The sequence below is a fragment of the Lentzea sp. NPDC058450 genome (assembly GCF_042721395.1).
Classification (GTDB): Bacteria; Actinomycetota; Actinomycetes; order Mycobacteriales; family Pseudonocardiaceae; genus Lentzea.
This window is the reverse complement of record NZ_JBHXLO010000040.1, coordinates 42666-60185: the sequence shown is the minus strand read 5'-3', so window position 1 is coordinate 60185 and position 17520 is coordinate 42666. Positions and strand designations below refer to the sequence as shown.

The following is a 17520-nucleotide window of genomic DNA, read 5'->3' as shown; positions in this document are numbered from 1 at the left end:
GATGTTGTCGGTCACCCACCTGAAGAAGACCTACGGCACGGGCGACGCGGCGGTCGAGGCCATCCGCGACCTGACCGTCACCGTCGAGGAGGGCGAGTTCGTCTGCATCGTCGGACCGTCCGGTGCCGGCAAGACGACCCTGCTGAAGTGCCTGTGCGGCCTGCTGTCCCCCTCGTCGGGGACCGTCGTGCTCGACGGCGAGACCGTCACCGGGCCGCCGAAGGCGATGGCGTCGGTGTTCCAGGACTACAGCCGGTCGCTCATGCCGTGGTTCTCCGTCGCGCGCAACGTCGACCTGCCGCTGCGCAACAAGTACCGATCCGCGAGCGTGCGCGAGGAGAAGGTCTCGGGCGCTCTCGCCGCGGTCGGTCTGGAGTCCTTCGGTTCGCGGTATCCGTGGGAGCTCTCCGGCGGCATGCAGCAGCGCGTGGCGATCGCCCGCGGCCTGGCCTACGAACCCGAGATCCTGCTGCTCGACGAACCGTTCGCGTCCGTCGACGCCCAGACGCGCGCCGATCTCGAGGACCTGATCCTGCAGGTCCGCGACACCACCGGCGTCACGATGCTGCTCGTCACGCACGACATCGACGAGGCCGTCTACCTCGCCGACCGCGTCGTGGTCATGTCGGCACGGCCGAGCGTCGTGGTCGAGACGGTCGAGATCGACCTCCCCCGGCCGCGGGATCAGGTCGGCACGAAGAGCCTCGCCCGGTTCGCCGAGCTGCGCGCGCACGTGCTGGGCCTGATCCGGCATCCCACCGGCGACGATCTCGCCACCGGTGTCAGGACGAACGCGTGAACTCCGACGTCCACCACCACGCGATCACCGAGCGGTACCGCGAACGGCTCGCCCAGCGTGCCGTTCGCGGCGGCGCGGCCCGGATCCCGGGCCTGCCGGAGTGGTCGGCCGGGAAGTCGTTGGAGTGGATGGACTCCGCCGGTGTGGAACGGGCGCTGCTCTCCCCCGCGGCGCGGGGGTTCGGTGCGGGGAGCGCGGACGAGGTGCTCTCGTTCGCCCGCGCCGCGCACGAGGAACTGCTCGACCTCCGTGACCGGCACCCCGAACGGTTCGGGGTGCTCACTCCCCTGCCGCTGCCGTCCCTCGACGCCTCGCTGGACCACGTCCGGCGGGCGTTGCGGCACGACGAGGTGGACGGAGTCTCGCTGCTGACCCAGTACGCGGGCCGGCACGTCGGCGAGCCCGTCTGGGACGACCTGCTGGAGGTGCTGGACGAGGAGGGAGCGCTGGTGCACGTGCACCCGACCGCTCCGGCCGGCGCGCCTCTGCGGGACCACCTCGGTCCCCATCTCGTCGAGTACACCTTCGACACGACGAGAGTGGCCGTGCTGCTGGCGAAACGCCGTGCCTTCACCAGGTTCCCGCGGATCCGCTGGGTCTTCGCGCACGGCGGCGGGACCCTGCCGTACGTGGCCGGGAGGCTCGACGACCCGCCGGGGACGATCGACGGCGGGGACGGCTTCGCGGATCTGTTGCGCACCAGTCACTTCGACTCGGCATTGCTCGGCCGACCGGCGCTGGCCGCGCTCACCGCGTTCGCGGGGGCCGACCGCGTCGTGTTCGGGTCGGACGCGCCGTTCATCCACGGTGAGCGGGCTTCGCGCCTGCTCGACGACTTCACCGCGGCGCTGGCGAGCTAGGCGGTGCGAGCAGTGGTCCTCTCAGACCCGGCGGGAGCTCCGCTGCTCGCCCACGGCCGCGTACCAGGCGATCAGCTCCGGACTGTCCACACTGGCCGGATCCACGACGACGGCCGGATCGTCTCCGGCCAGCACGCGCTTGACCGGGACCTCGAGCTTCTTGCCGGTGCGGGTGTGCGGGATCCCCGGCGCGGCGATGATCTCGTCGGGGACGTGCCGGGGCGACGCCTGCGTCCTGATCACCTGACGGATCTCGCCGCGCAGTTCGTCGTCCAGCTCGTATCCGTCGGCAAGTGCGACGAACAACGGCATCCAGTAGCCACCGTCCGCCTCCTCGACGCCGACGACGAGCGCCTCGGTGATCTGCGGCAGCCGTTCGACGGGCTCGGTGACGTCGGCACTGCCCATGCGGACGCCGTGGCGGTTGAGCGTGGCGTCGGACCTGCCGTGCACGACGACCGAGCCGTGGCCGGTGATCGTGATCCAGTCGCCGTGCCGCCACACGCCGGCGAACCGGTCGAAGTAGGCGGCGCGGTACTTCTCGCCATCGGCGTCGTCCCAGAAACGGAGCGGCATCGAGGGCATCGGCTCGCGCACGACGAGCTCACCGACCTCGCCGCGGACCGGGCGCCCGTCGGGGGTGTAGCAGTCGAGCGCGACGCCGAGGCAGGGCACCGACAGCTCACCCGCCCACACCCCGACGGTGGGCGCGGGTCCGGCGAACGCGCTGCACACGTCGGTGCCGCCGGTCACGGACGCGACCTGCACCTCGGGACCCACCCGCGCCGCGAGCCACCGGAACAGGTCGGCCGGGAAGACGGAGCCGGTGACGCCGACGCACCGCAGCCGCGGCAGCTCGTGGTCGTCCGGGCCGGTGCCGTTCTTGCGGCAGGCCTGGAGGTAGCTCGGACTGACACCGAGCACGGTGACGCCGAGCTGCTCGGCGAGGTGCCACAACGCGGTCGTGCCCGGATGTCCCGGGCTGCCCTCGTAACACACGACGGTGCTGCCGAGCAGCAGCGTGCCCACCATGAAGTTCCACATCATCCAGCTCGGCGTGGTGTGCCAGAACACCGTGTCGCCCGCACCGATGCCGAAGTGCAGCGCGCACACCTTCCGCTGTTCGAGCACCATCCCGCCGTGGCCGTGCACCATGCCCTTGGGCTTGCCGGTGGTGCCCGACGAGAACAGCACCCACAGCGGGTGGTCGAACGGGACCTCCAGCGGTGCGAACGGCTCGTCAGCCGCCCCCGCGGCGTCGGACCACGGAATCGTGCCGGCGGCGGTGGGATCGAGGCTGACCGTCGCCTTGAGCGACGGCAACGACTCGCGCAGCCGTGCCACCTCCTGGCGCCGGTCGATGTGCCGGCCCGCGTTCACGTACTCGCTGCCGCAGAAGAGAACCGACGGTTCGAGCTGACCGAGGCGGGCGATGGCGGCGTCCGCCGCGTAGTCCATGCCGCACACGGCCCACACGGCGCCGACGGACGCGGTCGCCAGCAGGGCCACCACCGCCTCGGCGCCGTTGGGCAGGTAGCCGGCCACCCGGTCGCCGGGCAGGACGCCGAGCCCTCGCAACACCGCCGCGACCGACGCCACCTGGCGGAGCAGCCCGCCCCACGTCACCTCGACCGGCTGGAGTCGTTCGTCGACGAGCACCAGGGCGACCGCGGTGTCGTCCCGGTCGCGGAAGACCTCGGCCGCGTAGTTGAGGCGCTCGCGCGGGAACCACCGGGCTCCCGGCATGCGTCGCTCGGCGAGCACCGGACCGTCCGAGCGGTGCGGGAGTCCGAAGTGGTCCCAGACCAGCCCCCAGAAGCCGGCGAGGTCTTCCGTCGACCACCGCCAGAGCTGCCGGTAGTCGCTCAGGTCCTCCCCCGTGCGTGCGGAGGCGGCCCGTGCGAAGGCCGCCATCCTCGATGCCGCAACGCTTTCCGGGGACGGGATCCAGTCGGGTTCACCTTCGGCCATGGGAACCGAGGGTAGGTTCGCGCGCCCGGCGCCACCTAGCAGTGCTCGCCGATGACGAGCATCGACCGCGTTGATGCACCAGACCAGATCGGACGGTGGCGCTGTGCACCGAGACCAGCTCCGCAGACTGGACCTGAACCTGCTGCTGGCGTTCGACGCGCTGATGAGCGAGCGGAACGTCACGAGGGCGGCCGAGCGGATGTGCGTGGGACAGCCGGCCATGAGCGCTTCCCTGGCGCGGCTGCGGAAGTTCTTCGGCGATCCGCTCCTGGTGCGGGAGGGGAGGTCGTTCGTCCCGACCAGCAGGGCGCTCAGCCTGCTGACGCCGATCCGCGCCGCGCTGGACACGATCGAGTCGACGGTGGCGACCGGGTCGCGGTTCGACCCGCGGGTGGACCACCGGACGTTCACGCTGATGGCGAGCGACTACGTCCTGCTGCTGTTGCTTGGCGGTCTGCTGGCCGAGCTGGAGGTCGAGGCGCCGAACGTCCGCTTCACCGTGCGCCCGATCGCCGCGGACTTCGCCGAGCAGATCGCCCGGTCCGAGCTGGATCTCCTCGTCCTGCCCGAGGAGCTCGTGCCGGCCGGCCTGGAGGCCGGGTCGGCGAGGGGGTCCCCCGCCCGGCGCGTGGTCGCCGCCCACCGCCACCACCCCGAGGTGCGGGAGCACATCACCGAGGAGCAGTTCCGGACGCTGCCGTACGTCTCCTACGACGGGGCGCACCTGCGGACGGTGAGCGAGCTGCGGTTCCGCGACCTCGGCATCGACCGTCCGATCGAGATCGGGACGCAGAGCTTCGTGATCCAGCCGTTGATGCTGCCGGGTTCGCGCCTCATGGCGCTGGTGCACGAACGGCTCGGCCGCTACTTCGCCGGCCGCGTCGGCATCCGGCTGCTCGAACCGCCGTTCCCGCTGGCGCCGTTGAGCGAGGCGATGTTCTGGCCGCCGTCGGCCGGCGTGGACCCCGCGCACCTGTGGTTGCGCGAACGCGTGCGGCGCACCGCCGCGGGCATGCCGGCATCGCTGCCGGTGATGCCTCTCATCGACGCCCGTCGCTCACCGGCCGGGCCGTTCCCCGACTAGCGTCCTCGTATCGGCACGACGCGGGAGCAGGTGAGAACTCCTTGCACCGCAGGCAATTCACTCACATCGAGGTGAGGACGTCCATGGCACAGCCAACCAGGTCACCGCTCACCCACGTCCGGCACGTGGGGCTCGCGGTCCCCGACTTCGCAGAGGTCGTCGAGTTCTACCGCACGAGCTGGGGTCTCGAGGTGGTGGACGAGGACTCCGACGTCGTCTTCTTCGGCACTCCGGCCAACCCCGAGCACTACATCGTCCGCGTGCGCGAGGACTCCGGCAAGCGGCTCGACCTGATCGCGTTCGCCGCCGAGAGCGCGGAAGCGGTCGACGAGCTGGCGCAACGGCTCGGCTCGGACGGCGTCGAGCTGGTGTCCGAACCGGACCGGCTGCAGACACCGGGCGGTGGCTACGGTTTCCGCTTCTTCGACCCCGACGGCCGGCTGCTCGAAGTCTCGCACGGGGTGCAGGAGCGCCCGTTCCGCGACCTGGAGCCGAAGGAGTCGATCCCGAAGAAGCTCAGCCACGTCGTCATCAACTCCACGGACGTCCTGGCCACCAAGCACTTCTACGAGCAGCACCTCGGTTTCCGGCTCTCCGACTGGCTGGAGGACCGGATGTGCTTCATGCGGGTCCGGCAGGACCACCACATCATCGCCATCGCGCACGGACCGCACACCTCGCTCAACCACGTGTCGTTCGAGATGCGCGGGATCGACGAGTTCATGCGCGGGACGGGACGGATGATCCGCCAGGGCAAGGAACCGTTGTGGGGACCTGGCCGGCACGGAGCGGGCGACAACACCTTCTCGTACTTCACCGACCCGGTCGGCAACGTCGTCGAGTACACGACCGAGCTGGAGGTGATCGAGGACGACGACACGTGGGAGCCGCGCGTGTTCACCACCGAGCCCGAGGTCGCCGACCAGTGGGGCACCGCCGGGCCGTTCGAGCCCATGGTGCCCGCGATGTTCAACTCCCCGGACAAGGGTCTCTGGACCCCGTCCCCGCTGTGAGGAAAGGAGCGCCGGCATGACCAAGGCGTTGATCGTCGGCGGGGGCATCAGCGGTCTCGCGACCGCACTGGTGTTGTCCCGCAGGGGAATCGAGATCGACCTCGTCGAACGCGCCCCGCGGATCGAGGCGCTCGGCAGCGGCATCACCCTGATCGGGCCCGCGCTGCGTGCCCTGGACGGGCTGGGGATCTACGAGGAGTGCGTGGCGGAGGGGTTCGGCGTCACCGACTTCGAGATCTACACGCCCGACGGCGTCCTCGCCGACAAGTTCCCCCTGCCCTCCCCCGTCGGCACCGGACAGCCCGGCCTGCTGGGCATGATGCGCCCGACGCTGCACCGGATCCTCCTCGACCGCGCGGAGGCCGAGGGTGCGGTGCTGCGCACCGGTGTCTCCCCCGTCCACATCGGACCCGCGGGAGCCGAGGTCGAGGTCGCCTTCGACACCGGGGAGACCGGCCACTACGACCTCGTCATCGGCTCCGACGGCCTGCGGTCCACGGTCCGCGACCTCGTGTTCGGCCCTGCCGCACCGGAGTTCCAAGGGCAGTGCGTCCTGCGGGTCGTGCTGCCTCGGCCGGCCGAGGTGACCGCCGAGGTGCAGTTCCGGCCCGCCGGGGACGTCACCGTCGGCTTCACGCCGACCTCCGCCGACAGCATGTACATGTACTGCATGTTCCCCGTGGAGGCCGGCTACCGGCCCCGCGAGGAGGACCTCGTGGACCTGGTGAGGACGCGGATCGAGCCGTTCGGCGGCGTCGTCGCACGGATCCGCGACGAGGTCAGGGAACCGGGCCAGATCAACTACGCCGCGTTCGAGACGACCCTGGCTCCCGGTCCGTGGTACCGGGGACGGGTCCTCATCCTCGGCGACGCGGCGCACTGCACGACACCGCACCTCGCCGCCGGTGCCGCCATGTGCCTGGAGGACGCGCTCGCACTCGGCGAGGAGATCGCGGCCGCGCCGGACCTCGACGACGCGCTGCGCGCCTTCTCCTCCCGCCGGTACGACCGGTGCAAGTACGTGGTCGAGACGTCGGTCCAGCTCAGCTACTGGCAGACCCACCCCGGCACGCCCGGTGCCGACCACCAACGGGTCATGGCCGAGGCCTTCGGGCGTCTCGCCGAGCCCTTCTGACCGGAAGCCCCACACCATGACCACCGAAGAGACCGGTTCCGGTCTGCTGCACCGCTACATCGACCAGTGCTCCAACTGGGGCCGCTGGGGCGAGGACGACCAGCTCGGAGCGTTGAACCTGGTCGGTCCCGACCAGGTCCGGCACGCGGCGAGCCTGGTGAAGGCCGGGAGGACGATCCCGCTGAGCCTGCCCTACGACCGCAACGGTCCCCAGCCGGGCGGGTTCCGGAACAACCCGCAGCTGTTCGTGACCGCGACCGGCAGCGACCACGTCTCGGGGGCGCAGGACCCGTTGCCGGGTGGGTTCGGTCCCGCTAAGGGGTTCGGGTTCTCCGACGACGTGCTCGTCATGCCGACCCAGTCCGGCACCCAGTGGGACTCGCTGTCGCACATCTTCTGGGAGGGCCGGATGTGGAACGGCCGGTCCGCCGGGCAGGTGACGAGCGACGGCGCCCACGCGAACGGCATCGAGAACTACACCGGCCGCATCGTGATGCGCGGCGTTCTCGTCGACCTGCCGGTGCTGGAGGAGGTGCCGTCGTTGCCGCCGGGCTGGGCGATCAAGCCCGGCGACGTCGAGGACTTCCTGCGGGCGCACGACCTCACCGTGCACCCGGGAGACGCGCTGCTCGTCCGCACCGGGTTCATGGCGGCACGGCGGGGCGCCTGGGGCGACTACGCCGGCGGCCCGGCGCCGGGCCTGTCGCTGCACATGGCGCCGTGGTTGCGCGAGCACGACATCGCCGCGGTCGTCACCGACACGTGGGGCGTCGAGGTGCGTCCCAACGAGATCGACCACTTCCAGCCATTGCACATCGTCTCGCTGGTGCACGGGGGAATCGCCTTCGGGGAGATGTTCGACCTCGACGCGCTCGCCGCCGACTGCGCCGAGGACGGCGTCTACGAGTTCATGTTCGTGGCGTCCCCGCTCCCGCTCACCGGTGCCTCCGGCGCGCCGGTGAGCGGTGTGGCGATCAAGTGAGCGAGGAGAGGACCGAGCGTGTTCGAACCGTTTCCCGGAAAGTACGTGTGGAACCTCTCGGCCGGGATCGCCCTGGCCGTCGGCGGCCAGATCGGTGAGGTCGACCGGGCCTGCCGCCCGCTGCGCGACCTCGGCACCGGCTCGGAGGACGAGGCCACCCAGGCCTTCTTCGAGTCGTGGTGCGCGCTGGCGGACGGCCTGGTCGACCTCGCCGAGGAGGACGAGAAACGGGAGCGCCACCGCAGTGCGGGTCTGAAGCACGGCCGTGCCGCGGTCTACTACCAGACCGCCGAACGCATGCAGGCGCACTCCTACGGGCCGCGCAAAACGGCGTATCGCAAGGCGTTGGACAGCTTCGGGAAGTACCTGGAACTGACCGAGCAGCCCGCCCGGCGAGTGGAGATCCCCTACGAGGGAACGAGTCTGCCGGGCATCCTGGTGCTGCCGGACCGGCCCGGTCCCGTCCCGTGCGTGCTGTTCTTCAACGGCCTGGACAGCACCAAGGAGCAGATCTACGGCACCGGGACCGCCCAGGAGTTGCGGCGGCGCGGCATCGCCACGCTCATCGTCGACACGCCGGGTGCCGGTGAGGCCCTGCGGCTGCGCGGCCTGACCGCGACCCCGGACACCGAAAGGTGGGCGGCCGCGTGCATCGACTACCTCGCCACCCGCCCGGAGACCGACGAGGACGTGGTCGGGATGCTCGCGTGGTCGCTGGGCGGCTACTACGGCCCCCGCGCCACGGCGTTCGAGCCCCGCCTCCGGTTCGGCGTCGCCTGGGGTGCCAACTACGACTGGGGACAGGTCCAGCTGCAGCGGCTGGAGAACCGGGGCGCCCGGCCGGTGCCGCACTACTGGGAGCACGTCCAGTGGGTCTGGGGCTGCCGCGACCTCGACGAGTTCCTCGCGCTGGCACCGCGGATCACGCTGCGCGGGATAGTCGACCGGATCAGGGTCCCGTTCCTCGTGGTGCACGGCGAGCAGGACCGGCAGATCCCCGCCCACTACGCGCAGACCCTGTTCGACGAACTGGTGAACAGCCCCCGGCGTGAGCTGAAGATCTTCACCGACCGTGAGGGCGGCGTCGAGCACTGCAGCGTCGACAACCTCCCCGTCGTGCGCGACCACATCTGCGACTGGATCGCCGAGACGGTCGCCCTCCTCCAGAACGCCTGACCGCACTTCCCGTCACCCGAGCGAGAGAGCGAATGTCCGACAACCACGCAGTTCCCACGGCCGGTCCCACCACCGAACCGCCGCCAGGGCCGTCCCGCCGCACGTTCATCGCGGCCACCGGCACCGCGACCGGAGTAGCCGCTCTGGCTGCCGGAAAGCCCGTGTTCGGCGCCCCGCCCGAGAAGGCCGCCGCCGGTGGTCACGAGAGCCGGGTCACGTTGCTGGTCAACGGCAAGCGGCACTCCCTCACCGTCGACAACCGGACGTCGCTGCTCGACCTCCTGCGCGAACGGCTGGAGCTCACCGGGTCGAAGAAGGGCTGTGACGCGGGCGCCTGCGGCGCGTGCACGGTGCTGGTGGACGGCCGCCGCGTCACCGCGTGCCTGACGCTGGCGATCCGGCTGGAGGGCGCCGAGGTCACCACGATCGAGGGCCTCGCCGACGGCGACCGGCTCCACCCGTTGCAGCAGGCGTTCATCGACCAGGACGCCTTCCAGTGCGGCTTCTGCACCCCCGGCCAGATCCTGTCCGGGGTCGGCTGCATCCGCGAGGGGCACGCCGGCTCCCCCGAGGAGATCCGGGAGTGGATGGGCGGGAACCTCTGCCGCTGCGGCTGTTACGTCAAGATCGTCCGCGCGGTGGCGCAGACCGCGAAGGGCAGGTGAGACGGTGTTCCCCTTCTCCTACACCCGAGTCTCGACCGCGCACGCGGCACTGGCCGCCGGAAGGCGCGGCGGCCGCTACATCGCGGGCGGCACCACCCTCGTCGACCTGATGCGGGAGACCGTCGAACGTCCGGAGACCCTGGTCGACATCAGCGCGTTGCCGCTGCGCCAGATCACCACGACCGGGCGCGGCGGCCTGCGGATCGGTGCCCTGGTCCGGATGTCCGAGGCGGCGGCCCACCCGGTCGTGCGGTCGACGTACCCGGTGATCTCGGAGGCGCTCGAGCTCAGCGCGTCCGCACAGCTGCGGAACATGGCCACCATCGGCGGCAACGTCCTGCAGCGCACCAGGTGCGCGTACTTCCGCGACGTGAGTGCGAACTGCAACAAGCGCACTCCCGGTTCGGGCTGCGCCGCCCGCGAAGGCGTCAACCGGTCGCACGCGATCCTCGGCACCTCGGCGGCGTGCGTCGCCACCCACGCGTCGGACGTCGCCGTCGCCTTCGCCGCGCTGGACGCGGTCGTGCACCTCGAAGGCCCGGACGGCACCCGCCAGGTGGCCCTCACCGACTTCCTGCTGAAGCCGGGAGACACCCCGGACCGCGAACAGGACCTCCGGCGCGGCGAGCTGATCACCGCGGTCGAGGTCCCCGCCCACCCGAAGCCGCTGAGGTCCGGCTACCTCAAGGTCCGCGACCGGCAGACCTACGAGTTCGCCCTGACCTCCGCCGCGGTCGCGTTGAACGTCCAGGGCGGTGTGATCCGCGCCGCGAAGGTGGCCGCCGGCGGTGTCGGAACAGTCCCGTGGCGCCTGTCCGCCGTGGAGGAGGCACTCGTCGGGCAACGACCCTCGACCGCGTTGTGGGCCGCCGCGGCCGGCAGAGCGGCGGACGGAGCGATCCCGCTGGCGCACAACGGTTTCAAGGTGGAGCTGCTCAAGCGCACCGTCGAACGGCAGCTGGCCGTCGTGGGAGGTACCCGGTGACCCTGCAACCCCAGCGCGCGGTCGGCACCCCGCAGTCCCGTGTGGACGGACCGTTGAAGGTCACCGGCAGGGCCAAGTTCGCCGCCGACCACGGTCCCGGCGACGGCCTGACCGGAGTCGTGCACGCCGTCCTGGTCGAAGGCGCTGTCGGCCGCGGTCGCATCACGAGCATCGAGACTCGTGCAGCCGCGGCCACGAAGGGAGTGCTGGCCGTGATCGACCACCGCACCGCGCCCAGGCTCCCCTACCGCGACAACCCGTTCCCCGGCTCGATCAACCCGGAGGGCGAGCGGCTGCGCGCCCTGCAGGACGACCAGGTGAGGTTCTTCGGCCAGCCGGTCGCGGTCGTCGTGGCCACCACGCTGGAGGCCGCCCGGCACGCGGCGCGCCTGGTCGAGGTCCGGTACGCCACCGAGCAGCCGGTCCTGGAGCTCGGTCCGGCACCCGGCCGGGAGCCGGAGGCCTACTCGCGCGGCGACGCCGACGCGGCGTGGCAGTCGGCGGACGTCAAGCTCGACCTGACCTACCGGCTCTCCCGCAACCACCACAACGCGATGGAACCGCACGCGATCATCGCGCGCTGGGACGGCGACCGGCTCACCGTGTGGGACAAGACGCAGTGGGTGGCCGACTCGCGCAACGAGCTCGCGGCGGTGTTCGGCATCCCCGAGGAGTCGGTGCGCTGCATCTCGCCGTTCGTCGGCGGCGCCTTCGGCAACGGCGGGCGGACCTGGGTCCACTCCGTCGTCGCCGCTCTGGCCGCACGCCAGGTGGGCCGCCCGGTGAAGCTCGTGCTCACCCGCCGGCAGCAGTACTTCGGCACGGGGTTCCGCCCTGCCTACGAGTTCCGCGCCCGCGTGGGCAGTGACCGGACCGGCCGGGTGTCCGCGATGATCCACGAGGCCAGGGGCGAGTCCTCGCGCTACGAGTTCCACAACGAGGACGTGGTGACGCCGGCGCGCGTCATGTACGCCACGCCCCACGTCCGCACCTCGTACCAGCTGGTGCCGCTCGACATCAGCACGCCCACGTGGATGCGCGGTCCCGGCTGGGGCACCGGCGCGCACGTCGTCGAGACGGCGATGGACGAGCTCGCCCACGAGCTGCGGCTCGACCCGATCGAACTGCGTCTGCGCAACGACCCGCGCTCGGACCCGGAGACCGGGAAGCCGTACTCCACCAGGCGGCTGCGCGAGTGCTGCACGACCGGCGCCCGCGAGTTCGGCTGGAACCGGCGCAAGGCGGCCCCGCGTTCCACCAGGGACGGCGACTGGCTGGTCGGGATGGGCATGGCCGCGGGCGTCTACCCGACGGAGAGCGTGTTCGCCTCGGCCCACGCCCGGCTCGACGCCGACGGCACCGTCGTGGTGCAGTCGGCGACCAGCGAGATCGGGCCGGGCACCTACACCTCGATGTCGCAGGTCGCCGCGGACGCCCTCGGTGTCGACGTGGCGTCCGTGCGATTCCTGCTCGGCGACACCACGATGCCGACGGCGCCGATCCAGGCCGTCTCGTGGACCATGGCGAGCGTCGGATCGGCCGTGCAGACGGCGGGCGACCGGCTGCGGCGGCAGGCGATCACCCTGGCCGTCCACGATCCCCGGTCGCCGCTGCACGGCCGCGACCCCGGCGACATCCTCGTCCGAAGTGGACGGATGCAGGTGCGCAACGACCCGACGAGGGCCGAGACGTACCAGCAACTGCTGCGGCGCAACAGCCGCACGCACCTCGAGGTGATCGGCACCTACGAGCCGCCGGAGGAGAGCGCGTTCTCGACGTACGCCTACGCGGCGATCTTCGCCGAGGTCGGCGTGGACGTCCGGCTCGGCACCGTGCGCGTGCGGCGGATGCTCGGCGTCTTCGACGCGGGCCGGATCGTCAACCCGAAGCTCGCCGACAGCCAGGCGCTCGGCGGCATGATCGGCGGCATCGGCCAGGCACTGCTCGAGCACACCGACACCGACCCGCGGGACGGCCGGATCGTCAACGCGAACTTCGCCGACTACCTGGTGCCGACCAACGCCGACATCCCGGAGATCAGGGCGATCTACGTCGACGGCGTCGACACCGAGGCGGATCCTCTGGGCGTCAAGGGGCTGGGCGAGGTCGTCATCTGCGGCGTCGCCCCGGCGGTGGCCAACGCGGTCTTCAACGCGACCGGCACCCGCGTCCGGGAACTGCCCATCACGCGCGAGTCGTTGCTCGGCTGAGGAGATCCGTGGCGCCGCGTTCGCGTGGCGCCGCGGATCAGGGCGGCAGCAGCCTGGTGACGGTGGCGCGGATCGGCGCCAGGTCGACGTCCGCGGCGATCGTCGTCTCGGCCGGCAGGTCGGCGAAGGGCTTCTCGACGCCGAGGAGCGCGCGGAGCAGGCGGGGGTGGATCGCGCTGCCCACGATCTCGGCGGCCGCGGCCACCGCGGCGGCGCTGCCGAGGTCGTAGCGCTGCCCCAGGTAGACCGCCAGGCGGTCCTGGGTGGCGTCCACGACGGCGTCGCAGAACCGGGCCCCGGCCTCCGGCAGGCGGTCGGCCTCGGCGATGGCCATCCGGAACGTGCGCAGCGCCGGCTCCCACAGGCGCAACTGCAGGAACCGGCCGCAGAACAGGACGACCGCCTCCACGGGGTCGTCGCTGTAGGCCTCCGGCGTCCTGATCCGGCCGAGGTACAGCTCGGACACGAGCGCGAACACCTCGACGAAGAGCTTGTCCTTGCTCTCGAAGTGCGCGTAGAGCGTCCGCTTCGACGTCTCGGCCCGCACCGCGACGACGTCCATCGACGTGCGCTCGAAGCCCAGTTCGAGGAAGACGTCCTTGGCCGTCCACAGGATGTGCGCCCGCAGCGGTTCTCCCCGCCTCGCCATCCGCACTCCCGTTGCTCGGTCGGTGTAAACGGTACGGCGCAGTATACCTATCCGCGGCGGCTCTCGGCTTCGAGCAGCCGGTCCACGGTCATCGGCAGCTCGCGCAGCCGGATCCCGACGGCGTTGAAGAGGGCGTTGCCGATCGCCGCGCTCATGCCGCACGCGCCGATCTCCCCCGCCCCGCGGACGCCGAGGTCGTTGGCGATGAGGTCGGGTTCGTCGAGGAGCACCACGTCGGCCTCGGGCACGTCGGCGTTGACCGGCACGAGGTAGTCGCCCAGGTTCGCGTTGGTCATCACGCCGTCGGCGTCGAACTCGAGGGCTTCGAACAGGGCCGCCGACAGGCCCCAGATCATGCCGCCCATGATCTGGCTCCTGGCGGTCTTGGCGCTCAGCACCCGGCCGATGTCCATCACGCCGAGCATGCGCCGCACCCGCGGTTCCCTGGTCCAGCGGTTGACCCGCACCTCGCAGAAGTGGGCGCCGAACGACCAGTGCGCGTGCCCGTCCCGGATCTCGTGCATCGGCTCGGTGCGTCCGGTGCCGATCACCGTCTCCAGGCCCGCGTACTTGAGGGCCTCGGCGAAGCCGATGGCGGGACCGCCGCCGGCGGTGAAGGTGCCGCGGGACGTGGTGACGTCGTCCACCGGCCGGCCGTGCAGTGGCGAGGCCGGGTCGGCGACGAGATGCGTCAGCAGCTCCGCCATGGCCGCACGGGCACCGGCCTGCACCGCGCGCGAGACCGCGGCGGCACCGGTGGAACCGAACGCCGCGCCGCCCGGCGGCATGCCGGAGTCGCCGTAGCGCACGTCGACCCGGTCGACCGGCAGGCCGAGGGCGTCGGCCGCGGCGATCGCGATCACGGTGGCCATGCCGGTCCCGAGGTCGACCGCGGAGGTCGCCACCTCGACGGTGCCGTCGTCGCGCAGCGTCGCCGAGGCCGAGGCCGGCGTGACCTGGACGGCGCGGAACGCCGTCACGGCCATCCCGAGGCCGACGTGGTCGTCGCCGTCCATCCGGGTGCCGGGCTCGCTCGCCCTGGCGGACCAGCCGAACCTCTCGGCGCCGATGGTGAGGCACTCGTCGAGGCGTTTGCCGCTCCACGGCACCCCGAGTCCCGGGTACACCTCGGCGTCGTTGCGGCGGCGGAGCTCGATCGGGTCGATCCCGAGCCGGCAGGCGAGCTCGTCCACGGCGGTCTCGATCGCGAACAGGCCGGGCATCTCGGCGGGCCCGCGCATGAAGCCGGTCCGCGGCACGTTCAGCCTGACGGCGCGCTGGCTGATCGCGAGCGCGTCGGTCCGGTAGAGCATCAGCGAACTCGCGTGTCCGGGGGCGATGAGCAGGTCGGAGATCAACGCCGACTCCGCCGACCGCGACGCGTGCCGCACGGCGGTGAGCCTGCCGTCGTGCCGCGCCCCGAGCGTGATTTCCTGCTCGGTCATCCCGCGGACCACCGTGGCGGTGAAGACCTGCTTGCGGGTCATCACGACCTTGACCGGCCGGCGCAGCTCGCGCGCGGCGGCGCAGGCGAGCCGGACGTCCACGCCGGCCCTGGTCTTGCCGCCGAACCCGCCACCGACGTGGGTGGAGACGACGTCGATGGCCGACGGCTCGACGTCGAACGAGTTCGCGAGCTCCATCACCAGCAACGGAACGGCCTGGTGGCCGGTGCGGACGTGCAGCCGTCCGTCGTCGGTCCACCACGCGAGCGCGTTGTGCGGTTCCATCGCCGCGTGGTTCTGCGCCGGCGTGCGGTAGGTGCCCGACACCACGACATCGCTGGCCGCGAGCACGTCCTCGACGTCCGGGCCGAACCCCGTGTCGGGGTCCTTGCCGTGGTCGACCTGGGCCGGGGTCGTCTCGCGTCCCGATGCGTCGAGGTCGACCGCCGCGGGCCGCCGCTCGTAGCGGGGCCGGACGAGGCTCGCGGCGGCGCGGGCCTGCTCGAAGGTCTCGGCGAGGACGAACGCGACCACCTGGCCGTAGTGCTCCACGGCGGTGTCCGTCAGCGGGCCGTAGACGCCCCCGCCCGGATTGCTGGGAGAGGGCAACGCCTTCAGCGGAAGCGGATCGAACGGCGTGTGCACCGCCAGCACTCCGGGCGCGGTTCTGGCCCGCTCCACGTCGACGTCGAGCACGCGGCCGGCGGCGATCTCGCTGGTGACCAGCAGGCCCCAGGCCATGCCGGGCAGCGCGTGGTCGAGCGAGTACCGGGCCTCCCCGCTGACCTTGGCCGCCCCGTCGACCCGGTCGACCGGATCGCCGAGCACGTTCGCGGACGCCGTGCTCATCGGCTCCCCACCACCTTGTCGATCGCTCGCAGCAGAGTTCGTTCCAGCAGCACGACCTTGTAGGCGTTGTGGCCGAGGGGGCGCGCACCGTGGCCGGCCGACGACACGGCCGGTCCGAAGTCGCCGTCGACGGGCAGGCCGACGAGTGCGTCTTCGACGGTGCGCAGCCGCCACGGAACGGTGGCGACGCCACCGACGGCGATCCGCGCGTCGGCGATGGTTCCGTCCACGACCACGAGACGGACCGCGGCCGAGGCGAGGGCGAACTCGTAGGACGCCCGGTCGCGGATCTTCACGTAGGCCGATCGCGCGCCGCCCGGCGGCCAGGGCAGGTGGACGCTCGTGATCAGGTCGCCGGGCCGGAGCGCGTTCTCCACGTGCGGAGTGCTTCGGGGCAGGCGGTAGAAGTCCTGGATCGGGACGGCGCGCGAGCCCTCCTCACCCGCCAGGTGCACGGTCGCGTCACTGGCCACCAGCGCGACGGCCAGGTCACTCGGGTGGGTCGCGACGCAGTCGTCGCTGGTGCCGAGAACCGCGTGCATCCGGTTGGAACCGTTGATCGCCGCGCACCCGCTGCCCGGCGAACGGCGGTTGCACGCCGACGCCACGTCGCGGAAGTAGCCGCACCTGGTGCGCTGCAAGAGGTTGCCACCGATGCTCGCCATGTTCCGGATCTGCTGCGAGGCGCTGGCGAGCAACGCCTCCACGACGAACGGGAACTCCCGGCGTACCAACGGGTGGTCGGCGAGCTCGCTCATCCTCGCCAGCGCGCCGACGGTGACCCCGGTGTCGCCCCAGGTGATCTCGCGCAATGGCAGGCGGTTGATGTCCAGGACGCTCGTGGGTCGCAGGACGTCGAGCTTCATCAGGTCCACGAGCGTGGTGCCGCCGGCCAGGAACGCCGTGCCGCCGGGCGCGCCGAGCGCCTCCTCGACCGTCGAGGCCGCCGCGTAGGTGAACTCACGCACCGGTCCGTCCCTTCCTGACCTCGCGGATCGCGGTGACGATGTTCGGATAGGCGGCGCACCGGCAGAGGTTGCCGGACATGAACTCCCGGATGTCCTCGTCGGACTCGAGATCGGCCCGCCCGACCGCGGCGGCCGCGGACATGAGCTGACCGGGTGTGCAGTAGCCGCACTGGAACGCGTCGTGCGTCCGAAACGCCTCCTGCAACTCGGAGAGCTCTCCGTTCGCCGCGAGGGAACGCACGGTGCTGACCTCCTGGTCCGCAGCGGAGGCGAGCAACGTCAGGCAGGCCAGCACGGGCCGGCCGCCGACGTGCACGGTGCAGGCGCCGCACTGGCCGTGGTCGCAGCCCTTCTTGGGGCCGGTGTTGCCGAGGTGGTCGCGCAGACCGTCCAGAAGGGTCACGCGGGCGTCGCAGAGCAGGTCAGCCGCCTCGCCGTCGACCTGCAGACGGGTCCGCACCAGGGCACGACCTTCGATGTCGGTCATCGTGATCCTTCGGCTAGAGGCTCGTCCGCGGCGTTCGGCCACCGCAAAGTATACTCTACCGTACCGTTTTATCGACTGACTGGATCTGCGATCCGGCCGGGCCGAACACCGAGACCGGGTCCTGCTCACCGCACTCAGGTGTTCGAGCACGCGTCACGAGACCCTGTGCGCGCGAAAATTACGTCCGCACAGGTCAAGCGGCATGCCGGCACTCGTGGAGGACCCCTCCGAGACGGTCCCGT

15 protein-coding genes are annotated in these 17520 nt (G+C 71.5%); 10 read left to right on the top strand and 5 right to left on the bottom strand.

Features of this window, described 5'->3' with window-relative positions:
• Position 1: 1 nt before the first annotated feature.
• Positions 2-799, top strand: coding sequence for an ABC transporter ATP-binding protein (locus tag ACFWNN_RS40115; protein ID WP_382445203.1), 798 nt, complete (start codon positions 2-4; stop codon positions 797-799).
• Positions 796-1659, top strand: coding sequence for an amidohydrolase family protein (locus tag ACFWNN_RS40110; RefSeq protein WP_382445202.1), 864 nt, complete (start codon positions 796-798; stop codon positions 1657-1659). The genes ACFWNN_RS40115 and ACFWNN_RS40110 overlap by 4 nt, the downstream gene beginning before the upstream one ends.
• A gap of 21 nt (positions 1660-1680) precedes the next feature.
• Here ACFWNN_RS40110 and ACFWNN_RS40105 read toward each other — a convergent pair whose 3' ends face one another.
• Positions 1681-3630: an acetoacetate--CoA ligase gene (locus ACFWNN_RS40105; RefSeq protein WP_382445201.1), complete on the bottom strand. Its 1950-nt coding sequence runs from the start codon at positions 3628-3630 to the stop codon at positions 1681-1683.
• 103 nt (positions 3631-3733) lie between these two features.
• Here ACFWNN_RS40105 and ACFWNN_RS40100 point away from each other — a divergent pair, with 103 nt between their 5' ends.
• From ACFWNN_RS40100 to ACFWNN_RS40065, 8 genes are all read left to right on the top strand, one after another.
• A complete protein-coding gene (locus tag ACFWNN_RS40100; RefSeq protein WP_382445200.1) occupies positions 3734-4714 on the top strand; it encodes a LysR family transcriptional regulator in 981 nt (326 codons plus the stop codon).
• Between the two features lie 83 nt (positions 4715-4797).
• Complete coding sequence (locus tag ACFWNN_RS40095; protein WP_382445199.1) at positions 4798-5727, top strand: VOC family protein; 930 nt, start codon at positions 4798-4800, stop codon at positions 5725-5727.
• 16 nt (positions 5728-5743) lie between these two features.
• Positions 5744-6862, top strand: coding sequence for an FAD-dependent oxidoreductase (locus ACFWNN_RS40090; RefSeq protein ID WP_382445198.1), 1119 nt, complete (start codon positions 5744-5746; stop codon positions 6860-6862).
• 16 nt (positions 6863-6878) lie between these two features.
• Positions 6879-7844: a cyclase family protein gene (locus ACFWNN_RS40085; protein WP_382445197.1), complete on the top strand. Its 966-nt coding sequence runs from the start codon at positions 6879-6881 to the stop codon at positions 7842-7844.
• A gap of 18 nt (positions 7845-7862) precedes the next feature.
• Positions 7863-9020 (top strand): alpha/beta hydrolase family protein, encoded by a 1158-nt coding sequence (locus ACFWNN_RS40080; RefSeq protein ID WP_382445196.1) that lies wholly within the window; start codon positions 7863-7865, stop codon positions 9018-9020.
• Positions 9021-9052: 32 nt separating this feature from the next.
• Positions 9053-9685, top strand: coding sequence for a (2Fe-2S)-binding protein (locus tag ACFWNN_RS40075; protein ID WP_382445195.1), 633 nt, complete (start codon positions 9053-9055; stop codon positions 9683-9685).
• A 4-nt stretch (positions 9686-9689) separates the two neighbouring features.
• Positions 9690-10670, top strand: coding sequence for an FAD binding domain-containing protein (locus ACFWNN_RS40070; protein WP_382445194.1), 981 nt, complete (start codon positions 9690-9692; stop codon positions 10668-10670).
• Entirely contained in the window at positions 10667-12880 is a 2214-nt protein-coding gene (locus tag ACFWNN_RS40065; RefSeq protein WP_382445193.1) for a xanthine dehydrogenase family protein molybdopterin-binding subunit, read from the top strand. Before ACFWNN_RS40070 ends, ACFWNN_RS40065 begins: the two co-directional genes overlap by 4 nt.
• A gap of 37 nt (positions 12881-12917) precedes the next feature.
• Here the strand turns inward: ACFWNN_RS40065 and ACFWNN_RS40060 are convergent, their stop codons facing one another.
• From ACFWNN_RS40060 to ACFWNN_RS40045, 4 genes are read right to left on the bottom strand one after another with little or no spacing between them, the layout of a single operon-like run.
• Positions 12918-13529, bottom strand: a complete 612-nt coding sequence (locus tag ACFWNN_RS40060) for a TetR/AcrR family transcriptional regulator (protein WP_382445192.1) — start codon at positions 13527-13529, stop codon at positions 12918-12920.
• A gap of 47 nt (positions 13530-13576) precedes the next feature.
• On the bottom strand, positions 13577-15823 hold the full coding sequence (locus tag ACFWNN_RS40055; RefSeq protein WP_382445191.1) for a xanthine dehydrogenase family protein molybdopterin-binding subunit: 2247 nt from the start codon (positions 15821-15823) through the stop codon (positions 13577-13579).
• Positions 15820-16791, bottom strand: a complete 972-nt coding sequence (locus ACFWNN_RS40050; RefSeq protein WP_382445190.1) for an FAD binding domain-containing protein — start codon at positions 16789-16791, stop codon at positions 15820-15822. Before ACFWNN_RS40050 ends, ACFWNN_RS40055 begins: the two co-directional genes overlap by 4 nt.
• A complete protein-coding gene (locus ACFWNN_RS40045) occupies positions 16784-17278 on the bottom strand; it encodes a (2Fe-2S)-binding protein (RefSeq protein WP_382445189.1) in 495 nt (164 codons plus the stop codon). The genes ACFWNN_RS40050 and ACFWNN_RS40045 overlap by 8 nt, the downstream gene beginning before the upstream one ends.
• Positions 17279-17520 lie beyond the last annotated feature (242 nt).

Coding starts and splice junctions, on each gene's coding strand:
- ACFWNN_RS40055 (WP_382445191.1), bottom strand. CDS start 15,823: ATGAGCACGGCGTCCGCGAACGTGCTCGGCGATCCGGTCGACCGGGTC.
- ACFWNN_RS40090 (WP_382445198.1), top strand. CDS start 5,744: ATGACCAAGGCGTTGATCGTCGGCGGGGGCATCAGCGGTCTCGCGACC.
- ACFWNN_RS40105 (WP_382445201.1), bottom strand. CDS start 3,630: ATGGCCGAAGGTGAACCCGACTGGATCCCGTCCCCGGAAAGCGTTGCG.
- ACFWNN_RS40115 (WP_382445203.1), top strand. CDS start 2: ATGTTGTCGGTCACCCACCTGAAGAAGACCTACGGCACGGGCGACGCG.
- ACFWNN_RS40075 (WP_382445195.1), top strand. CDS start 9,053: ATGTCCGACAACCACGCAGTTCCCACGGCCGGTCCCACCACCGAACCG.
- ACFWNN_RS40060 (WP_382445192.1), bottom strand. CDS start 13,529: ATGGCGAGGCGGGGAGAACCGCTGCGGGCGCACATCCTGTGGACGGCC.
- ACFWNN_RS40085 (WP_382445197.1), top strand. CDS start 6,879: ATGACCACCGAAGAGACCGGTTCCGGTCTGCTGCACCGCTACATCGAC.
- ACFWNN_RS40045 (WP_382445189.1), bottom strand. CDS start 17,278: ATGACCGACATCGAAGGTCGTGCCCTGGTGCGGACCCGTCTGCAGGTC.
- ACFWNN_RS40095 (WP_382445199.1), top strand. CDS start 4,798: ATGGCACAGCCAACCAGGTCACCGCTCACCCACGTCCGGCACGTGGGG.